This is a genomic window from Micromonospora sp. DT228 (genome assembly GCF_049841595.1).
GTDB lineage: Bacteria > Actinomycetota > Actinomycetes > Mycobacteriales > Micromonosporaceae > Micromonospora.
Genome location: NZ_JBNCKO010000002.1, coordinates 219,083 through 237,962 on the forward strand (window position 1 = coordinate 219,083; position 18,880 = coordinate 237,962).

Sequence of the window (18,880 nt, forward strand, 5' to 3'; positions counted from 1 at the left end):
GCACACACGGGGCACAAGGCACCGTGAAACGTCGTCAACTAACGAACAACGCTGAGAGCCCAAGACGCCGTGTGATCAGGTGCCGGACGGTGTCGCCGCTGGTAAGGGAATCGCGGCTCTTAGTTCCGCTTCAACGTCTGAATCCAGTCTGTTTCCGCAGGCCGGGTGGTTGGGTCAGGCTCTGCGACGCCACGTGCTGCTCTTCGGCGGTGTCCGAGAGTGCTGCGCGTACTCAGTCGAGCACTCCGGCCTGGTGGGCGAGAATCGCCGCCTGGACGCGGTTGGTCAGGCCCAGCTTCGCCAGAATCCGGCTGATGTGCGTCTTCACCGTCGCCTCGCTCATGTAGAGCTTGGCCGCGATCGCGGTGTTGGACAGGCCGCCGCCGACGGCGATCAGGACTTCTCGCTCTCGTTCGGTGAGCACCGTGAGTCGTTGTTCGGCGTTGTTGCGTCGGTCGGGTGTCGGACCGGAGAACTGCCGAAGCAGTCTGCGGGTCACCCGCGGGGAGATCATCGCGTCACCGCGCGCTGCGCTCCGTACCGCGTTGATCATGTCTTCGGCGGAGGCGTCCTTCAGCAGGAAGCCGACGGCGCCGTGGCGAAGCGCCGTGTGCACGTACTCGTCGAGGTCGAACGTGGTGAGCACGACGACGTGTGGCGGCCGGTCGAGTCGGGTGATCTGCTCGGTCGCGGTGAGCCCGTCGGTCCGCGGCATGCGGATGTCCATGAGGACGACGTCGGGCCGGAGCGTCCGGGCGAGTTCGACCGCCTGGGCCCCGTCGGATGCCTCTCCGACCACCGTGATGTCCGGGGCCGCGTCGAGGATGGTGCGCAGCGTCGAGCGCACCATCCACTCGTCGTCGACGATCAACGTCCTAGTCGGTGCGCTCATTGTCCTTCCCGGGTGCGATCGGTACCTCGGCGACCAGGCTGAATCCCCCGTCGGGTGTGGGGCCGGAGGTCAGTTTCCCGCCGATCAGGTGGACGCGTTCGGCCAGGCCGAGGAGCCCGTGGCCGCCGACGGGCAGGGGCGGGGCGGTGGCCGGCCGTCCGCGCCCATTGCTGATCGTCACCCGAAGCGACTGCGGTGTCTGCCGGACGCGTATCCGGGTTCGGGCACCTGGCGCGTGCTTGTGCACGTTGGTCAGGGACTCCTGCACGATGCGGTAGGCGGCGTGCTCGATGAGCAGCGGTAGGCGTACACCTGTCGCGTTCTCCACCTCCAGGGTGACCGGTACGCCGAGCCGGCGGGAATCTTCGACGAGCGCGTCCAGATCGGCCAGGCCGGGCTGCGGGGTGAGCGGCGCGTCGTCATCACCCCGGAGGATTCCCACCAGGGCACGCAGTTCGGCGAGCGCCTCCCGCCCAATAGCTCCGATCTGTCGTCCCCGGGCCACCGCGTCGCCGCCCCTGGCCGACTCCAGTGCGGTGGCCTGCAGCACGATCAGCGCCACCCGGTGGGCGACGACGTCGTGCATGTCGCGGGCGATGTGGGCCCGTTCGTCGCTCCGGGCCTGGGCCACCCGCTGGTGCTGCTCGCGTTCGAGCCGCTCGGCCCGTTCCCGCATGCGTTCGACAAGCTCGCGCCGGGTGCCGACGTAGAGGCCGAGCAACGCCGGCGCCACGCATACCGCAACGGTGACCGGGATCGCCCCGTCGGCACCGGCGTACCGCCAGATCGGGATGCCGATCAGGACCACCGAGACCAGGACGCTGGCGGCGACCTTGGGCCACGCCGTGGTGCGCTCGGCCAGCGTGTAGAGCGCGAGCACGACCGCCACCTGGGCCGACACGAGGAAGGTCGCCGCCAGGGAGCCGGCCAGCAGGAGCGCCGGGGCCTGGCGCCGCCGCCAGGTCAGCAGCCCGACCGCGAGGCCGAGGGGGATGCCGAGCCAGAGCGGGGGAAGGCGGGGGCCGAAGCCGGCGATGGTGGGGCCGAAGAAGTCCACCCCGAACTCCCCGGTCGCCACGAACACCGCCATGGCGAACGCCACCACCGCGTCGATCACCGGGCGGTGGCGGAACCAGCGCACCACCTGGTCCAGGAGACGCGACGTCATGATGGTGCCAGCGTAGGGCCGACCGACGGGCGCAGGCGTCGGTCGAAAGTTGTACGCCACCCCCGTTGATCATCGCCGATGGACTGATCCGTTCTATCGGATCCGCCGACGCACCGAGCGGCCCGCCCCGGCGAGGGTGGGTGCATGGCCAGACCACGTCCCAATCCGCGACTGATGCAGCTCGTCTTCGGTGTCTTCGCCGTGACCGCGGGTACCTTGATCGCGCTGCGTCCCGACCCGCCGAACCCGCTCTTCACGACCGCCGGCACGTACGGCTACGCGCTTGCCGCTGTGCTGTCGTTCGGTGGCTGGCTCGCGCTCGGACACCCCGCGCCCGCCGCCCGCACCCGGCAGGTGCTCATCGTCTTCCACCTGCTCTTCGTGCCGGCGCAGTTCCTGTTCCTGCTCGCCCACGACACCCCGTGGCTCGGTATGGCGCTGTCCTCGGCGATCGTGGTCGGCCTGAAGCCGCGTTTCCCCCGGCTGGGGCGGATGGCGCGGAAGGTGTGGCTGACGCTGCACGTCGGCATCGGGGTCGGCTGGCTGGGCATCTCGACGGGGATGCTGCTGCTGGCGGTCACCGGGGCGACGGCCGACAGCCACGAGTTGCAGCACGGGGCCTACCTGTTGCTGGGCAGGTTCGACATCTTCCTGGCGATTCCGAGCGCCTTTCTGGCGATCGTCACCGGTGTCGTGGTCTCGCTCGGCACCCCCTGGGGACTGCTCAGGCACAGGTGGGTGTTGGCCAAGCTGGTCATCGCGCTCGCCCTCCCGTTCCTCGCGGGCTTCGAGGGCCCCTGGATCGAGGAACTGGAGGCCCGCAGCGCACCCGGCCTGATCGAGACCGGCACCACCGGAATGCTGCTGATCGGCGCCATGGGGCTGTTCGCCGCCCTGCTGTGGACCGCGACGATCCTGTCCGTCTTCAAGCCCGGCGGGCGTACCCGATGGGGCCGCCGCCCGGACGGGCGCCTGCCCGCCCCGGACACCGCGGCCACGGTTGTCGCCGCGCGTCCGGTCGCCGCCGGCACCGTTGCCCCTTCCCGCCGATGACCCGGGTCGTTCTCGTCACGACAGTCGCCCATCTGGGCGGCACGGTGGCATTCGGACTACTGCTGCTGTACGCAGCGGGCGCGGTGGGTGTCGCCATGCTCGTCGGACGGCGTCGCGACCTCACCTGAATCGACCCCGCCATGCTCACCGTCAGCGCAGGTGCAGGGCGTCGACGAACTGGGTGAACGTCGGCGTGACCTGCCGCCAGGAGCAGTGGCGTGCGGCGGGGATGACGGCGGTGGCCAGTACGCGGGGGTCGGACGGGTTGGTGCGATAGTCCAGCGCGATCGAGATGTCGTCGCCGGCGTAGCGGCATACGGCGATGAAGACGGCCTGGTCCAGGTCGAGCCACGGCATGACGACCGGGCGGCCCGCGCTGCCGCGGCCGATGTGGAAGAACCCCATCGTGTCGCTGTCCAGTTGGGCGGTGAGACGGTTCTGGAGACGCAACTCGTCGATGGTGGTCATGAAGTCCAGCGGGTCGTCGAGCCAGGGGATCAGGTGGCGGAGCACCTCGTCGCCGGGGTGTCGCCAGCGGCCGGACTCGATCAGGTCGATCAGCGGGTCGGGCAGCGGTAGCCCGTTGATCTGCCACCTGTCGTTCACGCTGGGAACCGCCCGCTGATGAGGTCGGCAGCGGCGTCGAGCCACTCCCGCTCAGTGGTGGTGAGCGCCGGATCGTTCCGCCGTACCGTCAGGGCATCGCCCAGCACGCTCAGCAGGCCGCCGCCGACGCGGTCCAGGAAGGCATCCAACAGCGTTGCGGCCGGTGCCGCCAGGGGGTGCTCGCCATCGACGGCCACCTGGGCGAGGATCACGGCGGACAGCGCGACATCGAGGTCTGCCGGTCCCTCGGCGGCGTTGCGCCAGTCAATGAGGACCGGCCCCCGCGACGTCAGCATGACGTTGTCCGGGTGCAGGTCGAGGTGCAGGATCCGGGCATCGTCGGGTGCGCCGAGCCGGGGCGGCAACGCGTGGAGTCGGCGATGCAGGCCCGCCAGACAGTCGGCCGCCGCCAGGGCGTCGAGTTCACCCGCGACGAGCGCCGCCAGCATGGTGCGCCCGTCCAGGCGTTCCATGACGAGATCAGCGCCGCGCGCCTCGTACACGGTGGGCACCGGAAAACCCAGACTTCCCACGTACGCCATGACGGCCGCCTCGGCGGCCACGTCTCCACCCTCGCGGTAACGGCGCAGGACGCGCCGGTCGTCGATGGCGAACACGTCGGCGTCTCGCCCCGACGCCAGCGGAACCGGATCCACCACGCCCCGACGGTAACCGGGGCAGTCATCCGCCGCCGAAGCCTCCGACAAGGGTCGGCTCGCCTGGCAGCCGCCTATGGTCACTACATGGACGACGAACTGTTGCGATCATCGTTCGGCGCGGCGGCGACCGCGTACGCCGAGCACCGCCCGGATTACGCGCAGGCGGCCGTGCGCTGGGCGCTTGAACCCGCGCCCGGCCCACGGGTGCTCGACCTTGGTGCCGGCACCGGCAAGCTGTCCGCCACGCTTGTCGAGCGGGGTACGGACGTCGTCGCGGTCGAACCCGACCCGGCGATGCTCACCGAGCTACGCCGTGCGCTGCCGACCGTCCGTGCCCTGCCGGGTAGCGCGGAGTCGATTCCGTTGCCGGACGCATCCGTCGACGCTGTCCTGGCTGGCAACGCCCTGCACTGGTTCGACCTGGCCGTCGCGGGGGCGGAAATTGCCAGGGTCCTCGCGCCCGGTGGCATTCTGGCTGGGCTGTGGAACGTCATGGACGACCGGATCGACTGGGTCTCCGCACTCGAACGAGTCAGCGGAAGTGCGGCCATCGGTCCCCGCGACACGCTGAGCAGTTGGCGCGCGGCGACTGCTGACATGTTCGTCGCGCGCGCTGGCCTGGACACCCGGTTCGGCTCGCCGGAGCAGGCCGAGTTTCCGCACGGGCAGCGCCGGACCGCCGACTCCCTCGTCGCGACACTCGCGACCCGGGCGGGGATGCTGGTCATGGCGGAAAAGGAGCGGGACGCCACCCTCGGCCGGATTCGCGCTTTCCTTGGGAAAAGGTCCGAGACCGCTGAGGGTGAGTTCACCCTGCCGATGTTGACCGGCGTGCTGCGCGTCCAGCGTAGGTGACCGCCATCGACTGACGCTGAGCTACCGCTCCATCTCGCGAAGGTCGACCCTGTCCGTCCGGGCTGCCCGCTTGGCATCATTGCCCGATGAGCCGACGCAGGGCCGGGACTCCGTACGCTGTGCTGGCGGGCGCCGACGTGACGCTTGTGGGCCTGTTCTCCGCGAAGGACAACGAGTTCACCCACAAGCTCGATCTGCTGGCCACCATTGTGGAAATCCACGGCGGTCACGTGGCGAGTCGGCACGTTCAGCGGCGGGGCGTCTCCTCCGGCGGGGTGGACAAGATGGCGGCTCCGTTCTCGCGACGCACTCTGCTCAGCCCGGGCAAAGCCCGTGAGGTCGCCGATGCCTGCCAGCAGGGTGGGGTCGACGTCGCGGTCTTCGTGAACCCCCTGACCGACCACCAGCGGGCTGTTCTCGGCGACCTGTTCGGCTGCCGGGTCATGAGCGGCGCGGACTTTCGATAGGGCATGGCGCATCGTCAGGGACGAAGCGCCTTCTCACCATGGACGGCCGCGTACTCCGCCGCGAGCCATGGCCCCAGGTCCTCGATGAGGTGGCGTAGTACCGCCGGATCCGCCGAGGGCGTGCGCCCGCGCTCGGCAGCGGCGCGCATCTGCTCGGCGCGCTCGGGATAGTAGAGACCGAACGCCTCGGCGGACTCGACGAGGTCGCTTGTCCAGCCTTCCCAGCGAGGCATGACCAGGGTGAATCCCGTCCGGACGATGCGACGGGCGACGAGCCGGCAGAGGCCCCTGCGGTGCTTGTCGGTGCTCGCCTCGTCCGCCTGTCGACGCCAGCCCGGAAGCGCGAGTGACAGGTCGCCGTTCGTCTCGCGGGCGAGCAAAGGAGTGGGCCGGTAGCGGGGGAGTTGGTCGGCGAGGTCGTCGCCCAGCAGGGGAGTGCACAGGCAGGCGACGAAGAACCCGAGATCGTGGCGCTCACGCTCGCTGAGCAGTGTGCGTACGCTGAACAGCAGGATGCCCACGCCGTCGATCTCCTCGAAGGACTTGTCGAGGGCATGTTCGATCCGCGTGGCATCCCGCCGGTCGGCCTCGGTCGGCTCGGCGTGCAGGGCGAGCAACAGATCAAGATCGGAGACTCCGGGTACGGCGGTGCCACGCGGGATGCTGCCGTAGAGGTAGGCGCTGTGCATCCGACCGTCGCCGAAAGCCTCGACTATCCGGGTGCGCGCCGCGTCGACAACACCGCCGAACGCGCGTGGGACCCGACTCAGCGCACCTTCCCGCGCGATCGATCCGTCGATGGTCAACCCTCTTCCGGCCATGGGGGTCACTCTGCCAGCGACCATTTGAAAGGTAGTCGCGCGGTCACTGACGAGGAGGTTTCTTCGGTGTAGCGTCCAAAGTGCCAGCAGTTCACCACCTGGGAGTACCGCTGATGCCCCGCCGCCCGATACCTGACGATCCGTCGATCGGTGATCGCATTCGTGCTCGCCGCGAATTGCGTGGCTGGAGCGTGCGATATGCCGCGAGCCGCGCCGGTATCTCGCACACGTCCTGGTCACGGATCGAGCGCGGGCAGCAGCGCACCGACCGGTACATGGTGGTGGACTTGGCCGCCGCTCTCGAATGCTCGGTGGCCGATCTGACCGGGCAGGCGTACACGCCCGCTGATCGGCAGCTCGATGCCGCGCGCATCGACGCGGAGCGGGTGTGGCGGATCATGATGGACACGCCGATGACCGGCCGTGGCGACACCGCCGCGACGACCGAGCAGGTGCAGCGTGAGGCGGCTCTCGTGCGTGGCCTGTACGGGCGGTGTGACTATGCGGGTGCCCTGCGCCGGCTGGTCGATCTGGTGCCGGCAATGCACGGTCTCACCGATCGGCATGCAGCGCTCACCGAGATGGTGCCGGTATATGGCGTGGCGATGGGTTCACTCCTGAACGTCAGCTTCCCTGCTCACGCGTGGCTGGCTGCGGAGCGCTGCGCGCAGGCCGCGGGTCTGCTCGATGATGCGGTGGCCGCTGGCGTTGCGGCTGCCAACCGCGCCCGGGTATCCGCGTACTCCGGGGCCTTCGGGCCGGCGCGAACGCTCTGTGACGTGGCCGCCGCCGACCTGGCGGGCAGCGCGAGGGGCGGCGCTTTGGACGTACTCGGCTTCCTGCACCTGGCGCGGGCGCTTCACCTCGCCGGCCTACGCGACCACGCAAGCGCCGAGGGGCATCTCACCGAGGCCGCGCGGATCGCCACGCGTACCGGTGAGACCGAGAGCTGGGATCTCGCCTGGGGGCCACGGAATGTGGCGCTGTGGCGGATGGCCTTCGAACTCGACACGGGCCGCCCCGAAGCGGCGTTGGAGACGGCGGCGAGTGTCGAACTGACGGGGCTGCCAGCGGTGCGGCAGGTGTATTTCTGGCTCGACATGGGCCGGGCCGCCGAGGCGGTGGGTCGGGATCGGGATGCGGTGCGGATGCTGCTCACCGCCGAGCGGGTCGGTCCGCAACATGCCCGATCGTCAGCGGCGGCGCGGGAGACCGCGCGGGCGCTACTGCGCAAGAGGGGGGCCTCCCCGGAGTTGCGGGGCCTCTGCGAACGAATGAGCCTGACCGTCCAGTAGCAGGCTAGTAGTGGTGCGTAAGCGTTCCAGTCATCGTCCGTACTGTCCGTAGCGTCTCCATCACAGGGACGCGGGCTGCTTCGCACGGCAGCCACTGCGCGCCCCGAGTCCGGCGCGGCGGTCGTGCTCCTGTTGGGACCACACCCGCCGCGCCCCAGAGAGAGGGGGTGCAGGTGGACGGTACGCGGCGTGACCCAGGGTCCAGCCAGGGTGAGCAGGCCGAGGCGGCCGAGCGGGAGGCGGCGAAGGAGAGACTCCTCGCCCAGGCCGAGGCGGAGCGGATACCGGTCGAGGAGACAACTCGGGCGGTGCCGGATCGGCGGTGGAGTCGTGAGCGGTGACCACCTGCCGATCGGGCGGCGGGTCGCCTACCTGCGCGTCCGGCGGAGACTGTCGCAGCAGACCTTCGCCGACCGGCTCGGCAAGTCGAAGAGCTGGGTGGACAAGGTCGAGCGCGGGGTCCGGTCGCTGGAGCGGATCTCGACGATCCGGGACATCGCCACGGTCCTGCGGGTCGACGCCGCAGCGCTGCTCGGGCGTGCTGCCCAACCAGCCGACACGGCCGAGCGGACCGAGGGCATCGCGCGGATTCGGGCCGCGCTGTCGACGTACGCGATGGCGCTCGGCCCTTCGACGGCGCGTCGCGACGTCATGCCGCCTGATCGTCTCGCGCAGCAGGTGGGGCATGCCTGGAGCAGTTTTCAGCATGCGCGATATCCGCAGGTGGTCGACCTGTTGCCGAGGCTGCTGGTTGATGTCCAGCGCGCGCACGTCCAGGATCCGGCGGCTGGCCGGACGGCGTTGGTGGAGGCATACCGGGTGACGGCGTCGGTGCTGGTGAAGCTGGGTGAGGCGAGCCTCGGTTGGCTGGCCGCCGACCGGGCGATGGCCGCCGCGACCGGTGACCGGGTGCTGGTGGCCGCGGCAGCGGTGCAGCTCGGCCAGGTGCTGCGGGCGTCAAAGCGGGCGCGGTCGGTGCTGTTGGGCGTCGCGTACCGGATCGCTCCTGATGACTGTGGTGACGGTGCGCCGCAGGAGCTGTCGCTGTGTGGGTCGCTGTTGATCCAGGCGGCGTTGATGGCGGCGAGGTCCGGCGACGACCGGGCCGCCGTCGAGCTGCTGGACGAGGCGGCCAAGATGGCTGCTCAGGTGGGCGACGGACACGACCACCACCACACCGCTTTCGGACCGACGGCGGTCGACCTGGCCCGGGTCGCTGCTGCCGTCGACCTGGTCGACGGGCACGACGCGGTGGCACTGCACGAGGCGGCGACCAGGCGGGACGGCTGGCGGTGGTTGCCCGCCGAACACCGCGCCGCACACCTGCTCGACGCGGCCCGCGCCTACCTGCTGGTCGACGACCCCGCCAACGCGGCCCGGGTGCTGGTCTGGGCCGACAGCATCGCGCCCGCCGAGGTGCGGCACCGACCGGCGGCCCGGGACGTGGTCGCACAGGTCGCCCGCGACCCGGACTGCCCGACGACGATCACCCACCTCGCCAGTGACCTCAGAGTCGTCTGACCGGCGTGCGAGACCCGGACACGGTTACCGCTCGGCCCAGGCGCCCAGCTCGTTGCCACTGGGGTCGGTGAAGTGGAACCGGCGGCCACCGGGAAACTCGTACGGTCCCTTCACCACCTGGCCGCCGGCCTCCTTCACGGCCTGCACGGATCGGTCCAGGTCGTGTGAGTAGAGCAGAACCAGCGGGCCGCCCACCCGGACGTCCTGGTCCAGGCGGAGGCCGCCGACCTCGGGGGCGGAGTCGCCGAGCGGGTTGCGGATGCCCGCGTACCCGGGGCCGTAGTCGGTGAACTGCCAGCCGAACGCGTCGGCGTAGAAGCGCTTGGCCTCGGCGAGGTTTGTCACCGTGAACTCGACGTAGTCGATGGCGTGGTGCCGGTGCGGCGATGGCTCAGACATGCACGGCATTGTGCGCCCCGGGTACGACGGAGACCCGACGTGCAACGAATGGTTGCGCGAGGGGCGAGGCTGTCGTAGGTTAGGTGCAACCAAAGGTTGCGAAAGGTTGGGGCGCATGGAACAGGGAACCATCGAACGCGACATCCACGTCGACGCGTCACCCGAGGTGGTCTTCGAGGTGGTCAGCCGGCCCGAGCACATGCGGGAGTGGTGGCCCGACGACGCCCGGTTCGACTCGGTCGCCGGCGCGCCCGGCGAACTGGTGTGGCGCAACGCCGACACCGGCGAGACGACGACCGTCGTGCTCGCCGTCGTCGAGGTCGACCCGCCGAAGCGATTCTCCTTCCGGTGGTGCTTCACCGAGCCGGACCGCGGTGGGCCGGCGCTGCTCGTCACCTTCGACCTGACGCCCACCGGCACGGGCACGCAGATCCGGATGACCGAGACCGGGTTCCGCGAGATGGGCTGGGAGGTCGCCGTCCTGGAGGCGCAGTACCAGGACCACGAGAACGGCTGGGACCACTACCTGCCCAGGCTGGGCGGGTACGTCGCACGGCTGGTCGCCACGCCGTGAGCACCGCTGTCGACGACGAGTTGTGGTCGGCGATCGGTGACCCCACCCGTCGTACGATGATCGATCTTCTGCTCTCCGACGGGCCGGGCACCGCGACGTCGCTGAGCCGGCGGCTACCCGTCACCCGGCAGGCCGTCGCGAAGCACCTGGCCGTCCTGGACCGGGTCGGCCTGATCCACGCCGAGTCGGCCGGTCGCGAGCGTCATTACCAGGTCGACGAGGCGCAGCTCGCGCGAGCCGTCGCGCAGTTGTCGGCGGTGGGCGCCACCTGGGACGCACGGCTGCGCCGGATCAAGCGCATCGCCGAGGCGATCGAGCGCAACCGCCACGAGGACGAAGGAGAATGACAATGGTCAACATCCTGCACCAGGTCGGCGTCGTCGCTCCGCTCGACGACGTCTACCGGGCGGTGGCAACTCCCGAGGGCGTTGCCGGCTGGTGGTCGGTCGACACGACAGGCAAGAGCGAGGTCGGCGGGCGGTTGGCCGTCCGGTTCGGCGACGACCCCGGGTTCGACCTGGAGATCCTTGCGCTGGACCCGGCCGGCCGGGTGCGGTGGCGGGTCACCGACGGCCCGACGGAATGGATCGGCACCGAGATCGGCTGGCGTCTCGACGAACGTGGCGATTTCACGATCGTCCAGTTCACCCACGAGGGTTGGCGCGAGCCGACCGAGCTGATGCACCAGTGCAGCACCAAGTGGGCGACGTTCCTGCTGAGTCTCAAGGCGCTCGTGGAGACCGGGCGCGGCCGGCCGGCACCCGACGACGTGCAGATCAGCGACGGGCACTGACCTCGGTGACGGTCGGCCCGACGGGGGTTCGCGCGCTCCGCCGGGAGAGCGCGAACCCTCCGGCGACCAGGCCGAGTGCCACGATCGCCACGGCGCAGAGCAGCATCGTCGGGCGCGCGCCCACGGCACCCACGAGTGGCCCGCCCAGCATGGTGCCCAGGGGCACCGCCAGCACGAGGACGGCGCCGTTCGCGGCGAGCACCGCCGGCAGTTGCTCGGTCGACGTGCTGCGCTGGAACAGCGCCATCGAGGTGGACATGTACGGCGCCCAGATCAGTCCCGCCAGGGCGAAGGCCGGCAACGACACGACGAGCGGCGCGCCCAGGCCGAGAGGCAGCATGGCGATCCCGAACCCGACGACGATGCCGATGGTGGTGACCCGCAGCGGCCAGCGGCGGAGGTAACCGGCGACCAGGCCGCCGACGAGACCGCCGACGCCGAAGGCGGTGAAGAAGATGCCGAGCAGCGTCGCCGAGGCGTGCCTGTCGTCTTTGATGTGCATCGGCATGGCCACGTACACCGGTCCGAAGAGGAAGAAGAACCCGAGGCTCAACACCAGGAGGCCCAGCAGGGCGGGGTTGCGGCGGATGACCGCGAGGCCGGCGGTCCGCGAAGCGCCGCGCTCGGCCCGCGGGGCCTCGTCGCTGGTGGGAAGGGCGAGGCGGTACGTGAGGGCCAGCGCGGCGAAGGTGGCGGCGTCGATGGCGATGACCCACACCGGCCCCGCCCAACCGATCAGGATGCCCGCCAGTGGTGGGCCGACGATCGTGGCGAACCCGCCGATGGTGCCGAGCACCGCGTTGGCGGGCAGGTGGTGGCGCTGCGGCAGCAGCTCGGCGATCAGGGTGAACCGTCCGGCCGAGCCCCACGAGTGCAGCAGGGCTGACGCGGCCAGCAGGACCACGTACAGCCCGATGGTGAGCACACCGGCGAGGTGGGCGAGCGGGATCGCCGCGAGCGCGCACGCCCGCAGGATCGCGTCCCACCCGGCGAGTTGGGCGCCGCCGCGCCCACGCAGCAGCCGGCCGAAGACGACAGTCCCGACCGCGCTCGGCACGGTGTACGCGGCCATGGCCAGCGCGATCGAGGTCTCGCGCTGATCGGGCGGGGCGAGGTCGCTGGCGAGCCAGATCACCGCCATCACCGCCATGCCGTCGCCCAACGCGGACACGGCGAGCCCGGGTAGGACGCGCCGGAGTTGCGGGTGACTGACCACCGGCCAGTACGGCGAGGAGCGCGGGAAACGGGCTGTCATCTGGCCAGTTGACCCGGCGCTGGCCGCGCGGATCAACAAAGACTGCCAACAGCAGAATCAGCCCGGGGCGAAGGGGTGGCGGCGGAGATCGACTCCGGTTCCTTGACGTCGGGGGGTCAAGGGGACCTTGACACCCCGGATTCCTGGAACCGGAGTCGACCAGCCGCTGTTACTCCGCCCGATAGACGGAGATGTGCGATGAACTCTCGGCGGTGAACGGCTGCCGGTGCCAGTCGGCGTACCGCTCGGTGAGCCGGAGCCCCGCCCGCTGCGCCATCTCGTCGATCTGGTGCGGCCAGGCGTACCGCATGGCGAACGGCTTCAGGTGCACACCGTCGGCGTCGAAGGTGATGGTCTGCCGGATGAAGGACTGCGCCGGTCGGTCGTACCGATGCAGCCTTATCGTCGCGGAGTCCTCGGTGACGCCCCAGACCTGCACCTGCTCGTGGGCGTCGAAGTTGCGCGGGTCGGGCACGAACGTCTCGATGACGAACGCCCCACCCGGCGACAGCACCCGGGCGACGTTGCGGAAACAGTCCGCCTGCCGCTCGGCGTCCACCAGGTTGAACAGTGTGTTGAAGACCAGGTACGCGAGCCGGAACTCACCCGTCACCGGTACGTCCGCCATGTCGGCGACGACCACCGGGATCCGGTCGCCACCGGGCTTGGCCCGCAGCTGCGCCAGCATCTCCTCGGACGCCTCGACACCGTGCACGTCGAGACCGCGCTCGGCCAGCGGCAGCGCGACCCGGCCGGTGCCGATGGCCAACTCGAGAACCGGCCCACCATCGGCCAGATCGGCCAGGAAGTCCACCGCTGGCACCGGGTCGGGGTTGCCTGGGCTGTCGTAGCCGGCGGCCCACAGCCGGCCGAAGAGGCCGGGATCGTCGAAGACCGACATCAGCGGCCTCCGGGGTTGGTCAGGGGGTCAGTGGCGCGCTCCCGCGCCACGGGAGTCGGAGCAGAGCTGCTCACGAAGCCTCGATTCCTCAGGTCGGATGACGTTCGGTCGGAGGGACTTCGTCGTGTTCGGCATGGTGGCTGCTCCTCTCGCGCGGCTGTGGACCGAGCAGACCAGAGACGGCCGCGGCCTGGCAAGGCATATACGCCGTGCCGGGCCGACGACGGTCGGGCGGTCAGGAGATGTGGTGCAGGATCACGTTGTGCACGTGGTGGCTCTTCTGCGCGCCACGGAACTCCACCTCGTAGGTGTGCGTCCCCACGTGGATGGCGATCGCCCCGGTGGAGAAGAACGAGCCACCCCAGGACTTGTTGCTGACCACGCTCACGCTGGTGATCTTCGAGTACGGGATGCTGGTGATCGCGTACCGCTTCCCGACGAAGGAGCGGTCCTGGATGATCACGCGACGGTCCGTCAGCCCGATGAACCCGGTGCCGGTGCCGACCGCGTCGTAGACGGCGATGATCTGCTCACCGTCGAGGAGGCCGCTCTCGATCTGCTGGACCTGCTCCTTGCGGTCGTACGCGATGTTCGCCATGTGTCCAAGGCTAGAAAACCGATGCCAGCGCCCGGCGAGGGCGACGGGGCATCAGGACTCGGTGACCGCCCGGTACGCGTCCTCGATGCGGGCGGCCAACAGGACCTCACCCTCGGTCAACGGGTCGCCGTTGCCGTGCCCGACCCGGATCTGGGTCCGGTCGGGCAGGCGGCTGATCTCGGGGCGCAGGTGCAGCGCGTCCGCGACGACCTTGACCCGTTCAGTTAGGGCGGCGTGTTGGGTATCGTCGATCGCGAGCGTCCGTCGGATCTGCTCGCCCTCGCGCGTCCAACCAGCTAACAGGGTCAACGCGTCGGAGAGGTAGTCCTGCTTGGCCCTGCTGTTGAACAGCACGCGCATCACCGCACCCCCCAAGCGCCGTTGTCGGCTCGTGGCCAAATCGTCGCCATCCCGTGTCTTGTCGGTGTCCTCTAGTCTGTCGCCGCTCGGAAGACGTGTCCACGCCCACACTTCCGTGTTCTGTTGGCCTAGCGGACGGCTACGGTACCCAAACCGCCGATTGATCTGGCACCCTGGACGCCCGTGCGGACCGAACGGGCGAATGGCGGCGGGCAGACCGAACGACGGGACCTGAAGGTGATCGTCGGCGCGGCGATCATCCGGGACGGGCGGGTGCTCGCCTGTGCGCGTGCCGCCCCGCCCGAGGTGGCCGGAATGTGGGAGTTTCCCGGCGGGAAGGTCGAGCCGGGGGAGGCCGAGACCGACGCGCTGGTCCGGGAGTGCGCCGAGGAACTGGCCGTACGCGTAGAGATCGGCGATCGGGTCGGCCGCAACGTACGGATGGCGCACGGCCGTTCGGTGCTCAAGGTGTACGCCGCCCGCCTGCTCCACGGCGACGAGCCCCAGGCGCTGGAACACAAGGCGCTGCGCTGGCTCACGGCCGACGAGCTGGACTCGGTCACCTGGCTCCCCGCCGACACCCCCATCGTGGCCGCCCTCCGCCGGCTCCTCAAAACCCCCTAACTCCAGCCCCTCCGTTCGCCGGTTGATCATGAGGTTGACGGGTCGGTTGAGGCCTGAGGGACCCGTCAACGTCATGATCGACGCTTGAAGTGGGACGGGGGCCGCGGCGATAGCCGCGGCCCCCGTCGTCGTTGCGGGTTTTAGTGGTGCTTGTCCTGGTCGGGGTGTGCGAAGTTGAGGTGCTCCGGGGGCAGCGGGAAGGTCACGTCGTCACCGAAGGGCGACGGCGCGGCGGCCCGGTCGAAGGTGAGCTCGGTCAGCGGCAGCTTGCCCCGGTCGTCCACCGCCGGAGCGGTCGGGTGGGGCACCTCCCGGTCCCAGTTCACGCCACTCTGCGCCTGTGCCTCGGCGCGTGGGTCGTGGGAACCACCCGCGTGCGAGTGCACCCCGCTCCGGGCCGAGCCCGACGTCGTCGAGCCCTGACGGGCGGTGGTCACGCTGGTCTGGGGAGTCTCGCCCCGACGGAAGATCTTGCTACCAAGCCACACAAGGGGATCGTACCTGCGGTCGACGACCCGTTCCTTCATGGGGATGATCCCGTTATCAGTGATCTTGATGTGCTCGGGGCAGACCTCGGTGCAGCACTTGGTGATGTTGCAGAATCCGAGGCCCTGTTCGGCCTGCGCGTACTCCTTGCGGTCGGTCCGGCTGTCCAGTGGGTGCATGTCCAGCTCGGCCGCCCGGATGAAGTATCGCGGGCCGGAGAACGCCTGCTTGTTCTCGTCGTGATCGCGGATCACGTGGCAGACCGTCTGGCACAGGAAGCACTCGATGCACTTGCGAAACTCCTGCGAGCGCTCGACGTCGACCTGCTGCATCCGGTAGTCACCCGGAGCCACGTCCGCCGGCGGGGCGAACGCCGGGGTCTCCCGTGCCTTCTCGTAGTTGAACGAGACGTCGGTGACCAGGTCCCGGATGACCGGGAACGTCCGCAGCGGGGTGACCGTGACGGTCTCCTCGTCGCCGAACGTCGACATCCGGGTCATGCAGCCCAACCGCGGCTTGCCGTTGATCTCCATGGAGCAGGAGCCGCACTTGCCGGCCTTGCAGTTCCACCGGCAGGCCAGGTCCGGCGCGTCGGTGGCCTGGAGGCGGTGGATGACGTCGAGGACCACCTCGCCCTCGTTCACCTCCACCATGTAGTCCTGCAGGTCCCCGCCGGTCTCGTCGCCCCGCCAGATCCGGAACTGACGCTTCGCGCTCATCGGTTGTCCGCCTCTCCAGCGTCGGCGAGGAGGGCGTCGAAGTCGGCCAACTCCTCGTCGGTGAGGTACTTGGCCAGCTCCGCACGGTCGAAGAGGCCGATCAGCTCCGGCCGCATCTTCGGCAGCGGCTTACGGGTGAGCCGTACGCTGTCGCCGTCCAGCGAGCAGACCAGGTTGACCTGCCGCCACTTCGGCTCCATCGCCGGATAGTCCTCCCGGGTGTGCCCGCCGCGCGACTCCTGCCGCTCCAGCGCCGCCTTAGCGGTGCACTCCGAGACCACGAGCATGTTGCGCAGGTCCAGCGCGAGGTGCCAGCCCGGGTTGTAGCGCCGGCCGCCGAACGCGCTGACCTTCGCGACCCGCTCGCGCAGCTCGGCCAGCCGCGCCAGCGCGTCGGCCAGCTCGCCCTCGCGGCGGATGATGCCCACCAGATCGCCCATGACCACCTGGAGGTCCTGCTGAAGGGTGTACGGGCTCTCGCCGGTGTCCCGTTGCAGCGGGGCCAGGGCGGTCTCCACGGCTGCCTCGACCGCGTCCACCGGCACCTTCGGACGGGCGGCGAGCCCGTCGGCGTAGCTTGCCGCGTGCCCGCCCGCCCGCTTGCCGAAGACCAGCAGGTCGGACAGGGAGTTGCCGCCCAGCCGGTTGGAGCCGTGCATACCGCCGGAGACCTCACCGGCGGCGAACAGCCCGCGTACGTGGCCGAAGGCGGCACCCGAGTCCGGGTCCACCTCCACGCCGCCCATCACGTAGTGGCAGGTCGGCCCGACCTCCATCGGCTCGGCGGTGATGTCGACGTCGGCCAGCTCCTTGAACTGGTGGTACATCGACGGCAGCCGCCGGCGGATCTCGTCGGCCGAACGCCGGCTCGCGATGTCCAGGAAGACGCCACCGGCGGGGGAGCCCCGACCGGCCTTGACCTCACTGTTGATCGCGCGGGCCACCTCGTCGCGGGGCAGCAGCTCCGGCGGACGCCTGTTGTTGTCCGGGTCGGTGTACCAGCGGTCCGCCTCCTCCTCGGTCTCCGCGTACTGCTTGCGGAAGACGTCGGGGACGTAGTCGAACATGAACCGCTTGCCCTCGGAGTTCTTCAGGACGCCACCGTCGCCACGCACCGACTCGGTGACCAGGATGCCCTTCACCGAGGGCGGCCAGACCATGCCGGTCGGGTGGAACTGGAGGAACTCCATGTTGATCAGTGTTGCCCCGGCGCGCAGCGCCAACGCGTGCCCGTCCCCGGTGTACTCCCACGAGTTCGAGGTGACCTTGTAGGAGCGTCCGACGCCACCGGTGGCGAGCACGACGGCCGGCGCCTCGAAGAGGATGAACTCACCGGACTCGCGGTAGTAGCCGAACGCGCCGGCGACCCGGTCACCGTCGAGCAGCAGCTCGGTGATCGTGGTCTCGGAGAACACCTTGATCCGGGCGTCGTACGAGCCGAACTCCCGCTGGTCCTCCTGCTGCAGCGAGACGATCTTCTGCTGGAGGGTGCGGATCAGCTCCAGGCCGGTCCGGTCGCCGACGTGCGCCAGGCGCGGGTACTCGTGGCCACCGAAGTTGCGCTGCGAGATCTTGCCGTCCTTGGTGCGGTCGAAGAGCGCACCGTACGTCTCCAGCTCCCAGATCCGCTGCGGCGACTCCTTCGCGTGCAGCTCGGCCATCCGGAAGTTGTTGAGGAACTTGCCGCCGCGCATGGTGTCGCGGAAGTGCACCTGCCAGTTGTCCCGGCTGTTCACGTTGCCCATGGCGGCTGCCGCGCCGCCCTCGGCCATCACCGTGTGCGCCTTGCCGAAGAGCGACTTGGAGATGATCGCGGTCTTCTTGCCGGCGAGCCGGGCCTCGATCGCCGCGCGCAGACCGGCGCCGCCGGCCCCGATGACGACGACGTCGTAGTGGTGTCGTTCGATGCGAGTGGTAGTGGTCATGTCAGGGGCCCTTTAGTTGATGAACCGCAGGTCGGAGAACCAGCCGGCCGCGAGCGCCATGATGTAGAAGTCGGCAAGCGCCAGGGTGCCGAGGGTGATCCAGGCGAGCTGCATGTGTCGGACGTTCAACGCCGAGACGACAGTCCAGGCCTTGTACCGCACCGGGTGCTTGGAGAAGTGCTTGAGCCGGCCGCCGATGATGTGCCGGCAGGAGTGGCAGGAGATCGTGTACGCCCAGAGCATCACCACGTTGAGCAGCAGGATGATGTTGCCCAGCCCGAAGCCGAAGCCCTTGGGCGAGTGGAAGGCGAGGATCGCGTCCCAGGTGTTGATCAGCGAGATGATCGCGGCGGCGTAGAAGAAGTAGCGGTGCAGGTTCTGACCGAGCAGCGGGAAGCGGGTCTCACCGGCGTACTCCTTGTGGCCGTCCGGGACGGCGCAGGCCGGCGGCGACAGCCAGAACGACCGGTAGTAGGCCTTGCGGTAGTAGTAGCAGGTGAGCCGGAACAGGAGCAGGAACGGCAGGGTCAGCGCGGCATCCGGGATGACCCACCAGCCGGGCAGGAACCGGCCGAAGTGCGAGGCTTCCTCGACGCACCTGTCGGTCACGCACGGGGAGTAGAACGGGGTCAGGTAGTGGAACTGGTCCACCCAGTACCACTTGTGCATGAAGACCCGGACCGTCGCGTACGCGACCCAGGCGCTGAGCCCGATCACGGTGATCAGCGGGGCGAACCACCAGCGGTCGGTACGCAACGTCTTCGCCGCGATCGCGGCGCGCGCCCGCGCTCCCCGCGGCTTCGTTGCCGTTGAAGTCATTCGAGTCGTCTCCTCGACGGGCCCGTACGGGCGGGCTGATCTTTCTCCGGTCGGCACGCGGACCGGCGAACCCGCACCCGCTGCCACGTC

General features: G+C 69.7%; 24 protein-coding genes. 11 read left to right on the top strand and 13 right to left on the bottom strand.

Annotation, left to right across the window (positions count from 1 at the left end):
- Positions 1–232: 232 nt before the first annotated feature.
- Positions 233–892 carry a response regulator gene (locus tag ACLQ29_RS04260; RefSeq protein WP_425770297.1) on the bottom strand — a complete coding sequence of 220 codons (660 nt, stop codon included), beginning with the start codon at positions 890–892 and terminating at the stop codon, positions 233–235.
- The gene (locus ACLQ29_RS04265; protein WP_425770298.1) at positions 876–2,060 is read right to left on the bottom strand and encodes a sensor histidine kinase; all 1,185 of its coding nucleotides are present in this window, start codon (positions 2,058–2,060) and stop codon (positions 876–878) included. Before ACLQ29_RS04265 ends, ACLQ29_RS04260 begins: the two co-directional genes overlap by 17 nt.
- 144 nt (positions 2,061–2,204) lie before the next feature.
- Here ACLQ29_RS04265 and ACLQ29_RS04270 point away from each other — a divergent pair, with 144 nt between their 5' ends.
- Positions 2,205–3,113: a hypothetical protein gene (locus ACLQ29_RS04270; protein ID WP_425770299.1), complete on the top strand. Its 909-nt coding sequence runs from the start codon at positions 2,205–2,207 to the stop codon at positions 3,111–3,113.
- Positions 3,110–3,241, top strand: coding sequence for a hypothetical protein (locus tag ACLQ29_RS04275; RefSeq protein WP_425770300.1), 132 nt, complete (start codon positions 3,110–3,112; stop codon positions 3,239–3,241). Before ACLQ29_RS04270 ends, ACLQ29_RS04275 begins: the two co-directional genes overlap by 4 nt.
- 22 nt (positions 3,242–3,263) lie before the next feature.
- Here the strand turns inward: ACLQ29_RS04275 and ACLQ29_RS04280 are convergent, their stop codons facing one another.
- Together ACLQ29_RS04280 and ACLQ29_RS04285 are read right to left on the bottom strand one after the other, a co-directional pair.
- Positions 3,264–3,719, bottom strand: a complete 456-nt coding sequence (locus ACLQ29_RS04280; RefSeq protein WP_425770301.1) for a hypothetical protein — start codon at positions 3,717–3,719, stop codon at positions 3,264–3,266.
- Positions 3,716–4,378, bottom strand: a complete 663-nt coding sequence (locus tag ACLQ29_RS04285) for a phosphotransferase (protein WP_425770302.1) — start codon at positions 4,376–4,378, stop codon at positions 3,716–3,718. The genes ACLQ29_RS04280 and ACLQ29_RS04285 overlap by 4 nt, the downstream gene beginning before the upstream one ends.
- Positions 4,379–4,462: 84 nt before the next feature.
- On the opposite strand from ACLQ29_RS04285, the gene ACLQ29_RS04290 reads away from it, so the two are divergent.
- Complete coding sequence (locus tag ACLQ29_RS04290) at positions 4,463–5,233, top strand: class I SAM-dependent methyltransferase (RefSeq protein WP_425770303.1); 771 nt, start codon at positions 4,463–4,465, stop codon at positions 5,231–5,233.
- 86 nt (positions 5,234–5,319) lie between these two features.
- Positions 5,320–5,700 carry a hypothetical protein gene (locus ACLQ29_RS04295; RefSeq protein WP_425770304.1) on the top strand — a complete coding sequence of 127 codons (381 nt, stop codon included), beginning with the start codon at positions 5,320–5,322 and terminating at the stop codon, positions 5,698–5,700.
- Between the two features lie 14 nt (positions 5,701–5,714).
- Here the strand turns inward: ACLQ29_RS04295 and ACLQ29_RS04300 are convergent, their stop codons facing one another.
- Positions 5,715–6,521: a hypothetical protein gene (locus tag ACLQ29_RS04300; protein ID WP_425770305.1), complete on the bottom strand. Its 807-nt coding sequence runs from the start codon at positions 6,519–6,521 to the stop codon at positions 5,715–5,717.
- A gap of 146 nt (positions 6,522–6,667) precedes the next feature.
- Here ACLQ29_RS04300 and ACLQ29_RS04305 point away from each other — a divergent pair, with 146 nt between their 5' ends.
- The 3 genes from ACLQ29_RS04305 (at position 6,668) to ACLQ29_RS04315 (ending at position 9,337) form a co-directional block, all read left to right on the top strand.
- Positions 6,668–7,816, top strand: coding sequence for a helix-turn-helix domain-containing protein (locus ACLQ29_RS04305; protein ID WP_425770753.1), 1,149 nt, complete (start codon positions 6,668–6,670; stop codon positions 7,814–7,816).
- A 173-nt stretch (positions 7,817–7,989) separates the two neighbouring features.
- On the top strand, positions 7,990–8,157 hold the full coding sequence (locus ACLQ29_RS04310) for a hypothetical protein (protein WP_425770306.1): 168 nt from the start codon (positions 7,990–7,992) through the stop codon (positions 8,155–8,157).
- Complete coding sequence (locus ACLQ29_RS04315) at positions 8,147–9,337, top strand: helix-turn-helix domain-containing protein (protein ID WP_425770307.1); 1,191 nt, start codon at positions 8,147–8,149, stop codon at positions 9,335–9,337. The genes ACLQ29_RS04310 and ACLQ29_RS04315 overlap by 11 nt, the downstream gene beginning before the upstream one ends.
- A 24-nt stretch (positions 9,338–9,361) precedes the next feature.
- Here ACLQ29_RS04315 and ACLQ29_RS04320 read toward each other — a convergent pair whose 3' ends face one another.
- Positions 9,362–9,736: a VOC family protein gene (locus ACLQ29_RS04320; RefSeq protein WP_425770308.1), complete on the bottom strand. Its 375-nt coding sequence runs from the start codon at positions 9,734–9,736 to the stop codon at positions 9,362–9,364.
- 115 nt (positions 9,737–9,851) lie between these two features.
- Between ACLQ29_RS04320 and ACLQ29_RS04325 the strand changes: the two genes are divergently transcribed.
- From ACLQ29_RS04325 to ACLQ29_RS04335, 3 genes are read left to right on the top strand one after another with little or no spacing between them, the layout of a single operon-like run.
- A complete protein-coding gene (locus tag ACLQ29_RS04325; protein ID WP_425770309.1) occupies positions 9,852–10,310 on the top strand; it encodes an SRPBCC domain-containing protein in 459 nt (152 codons plus the stop codon).
- On the top strand, positions 10,307–10,657 hold the full coding sequence (locus ACLQ29_RS04330) for an ArsR/SmtB family transcription factor (RefSeq protein ID WP_425770310.1): 351 nt from the start codon (positions 10,307–10,309) through the stop codon (positions 10,655–10,657). The genes ACLQ29_RS04325 and ACLQ29_RS04330 overlap by 4 nt, the downstream gene beginning before the upstream one ends.
- A 2-nt stretch (positions 10,658–10,659) precedes the next feature.
- Positions 10,660–11,103 carry an SRPBCC family protein gene (locus ACLQ29_RS04335; RefSeq protein ID WP_425770311.1) on the top strand — a complete coding sequence of 148 codons (444 nt, stop codon included), beginning with the start codon at positions 10,660–10,662 and terminating at the stop codon, positions 11,101–11,103.
- Here the strand turns inward: ACLQ29_RS04335 and ACLQ29_RS04340 are convergent.
- The 4 genes from ACLQ29_RS04340 to ACLQ29_RS04355 all read right to left on the bottom strand — a co-directional run bounded on the left by ACLQ29_RS04340 (position 11,087) and on the right by ACLQ29_RS04355 (position 14,217).
- Positions 11,087–12,358, bottom strand: coding sequence for an MFS transporter (locus ACLQ29_RS04340; protein ID WP_425770312.1), 1,272 nt, complete (start codon positions 12,356–12,358; stop codon positions 11,087–11,089). The genes ACLQ29_RS04335 and ACLQ29_RS04340 overlap by 17 nt on opposite strands.
- A gap of 169 nt (positions 12,359–12,527) precedes the next feature.
- Positions 12,528–13,259, bottom strand: a complete 732-nt coding sequence (locus tag ACLQ29_RS04345; protein WP_425770313.1) for a class I SAM-dependent methyltransferase — start codon at positions 13,257–13,259, stop codon at positions 12,528–12,530.
- Positions 13,260–13,494: 235 nt separating this feature from the next.
- Complete coding sequence (locus ACLQ29_RS04350) at positions 13,495–13,857, bottom strand: PH domain-containing protein (RefSeq protein WP_355050625.1); 363 nt, start codon at positions 13,855–13,857, stop codon at positions 13,495–13,497.
- A 51-nt stretch (positions 13,858–13,908) separates the two neighbouring features.
- Positions 13,909–14,217 carry a 4a-hydroxytetrahydrobiopterin dehydratase gene (locus tag ACLQ29_RS04355; RefSeq protein ID WP_425770314.1) on the bottom strand — a complete coding sequence of 103 codons (309 nt, stop codon included), beginning with the start codon at positions 14,215–14,217 and terminating at the stop codon, positions 13,909–13,911.
- 183 nt (positions 14,218–14,400) lie between these two features.
- Here ACLQ29_RS04355 and ACLQ29_RS04360 point away from each other — a divergent pair, with 183 nt between their 5' ends.
- Positions 14,401–14,841 carry a (deoxy)nucleoside triphosphate pyrophosphohydrolase gene (locus ACLQ29_RS04360; RefSeq protein ID WP_425770315.1) on the top strand — a complete coding sequence of 147 codons (441 nt, stop codon included), beginning with the start codon at positions 14,401–14,403 and terminating at the stop codon, positions 14,839–14,841.
- A gap of 140 nt (positions 14,842–14,981) precedes the next feature.
- Here the strand turns inward: ACLQ29_RS04360 and ACLQ29_RS04365 are convergent, their stop codons facing one another.
- The 3 genes from ACLQ29_RS04365 to ACLQ29_RS04375 are packed head-to-tail and all read right to left on the bottom strand — an operon-like array spanning position 14,982 to position 18,790.
- Positions 14,982–16,046: a succinate dehydrogenase/fumarate reductase iron-sulfur subunit gene (locus tag ACLQ29_RS04365; protein ID WP_425770316.1), complete on the bottom strand. Its 1,065-nt coding sequence runs from the start codon at positions 16,044–16,046 to the stop codon at positions 14,982–14,984.
- Entirely contained in the window at positions 16,043–17,971 is a 1,929-nt protein-coding gene (locus ACLQ29_RS04370; RefSeq protein ID WP_425770317.1) for a fumarate reductase/succinate dehydrogenase flavoprotein subunit, read from the bottom strand. The genes ACLQ29_RS04365 and ACLQ29_RS04370 overlap by 4 nt, the downstream gene beginning before the upstream one ends.
- 12 nt (positions 17,972–17,983) lie before the next feature.
- On the bottom strand, positions 17,984–18,790 hold the full coding sequence (locus tag ACLQ29_RS04375) for a hypothetical protein (RefSeq protein ID WP_393372186.1): 807 nt from the start codon (positions 18,788–18,790) through the stop codon (positions 17,984–17,986).
- Positions 18,791–18,880 lie beyond the last annotated feature (90 nt).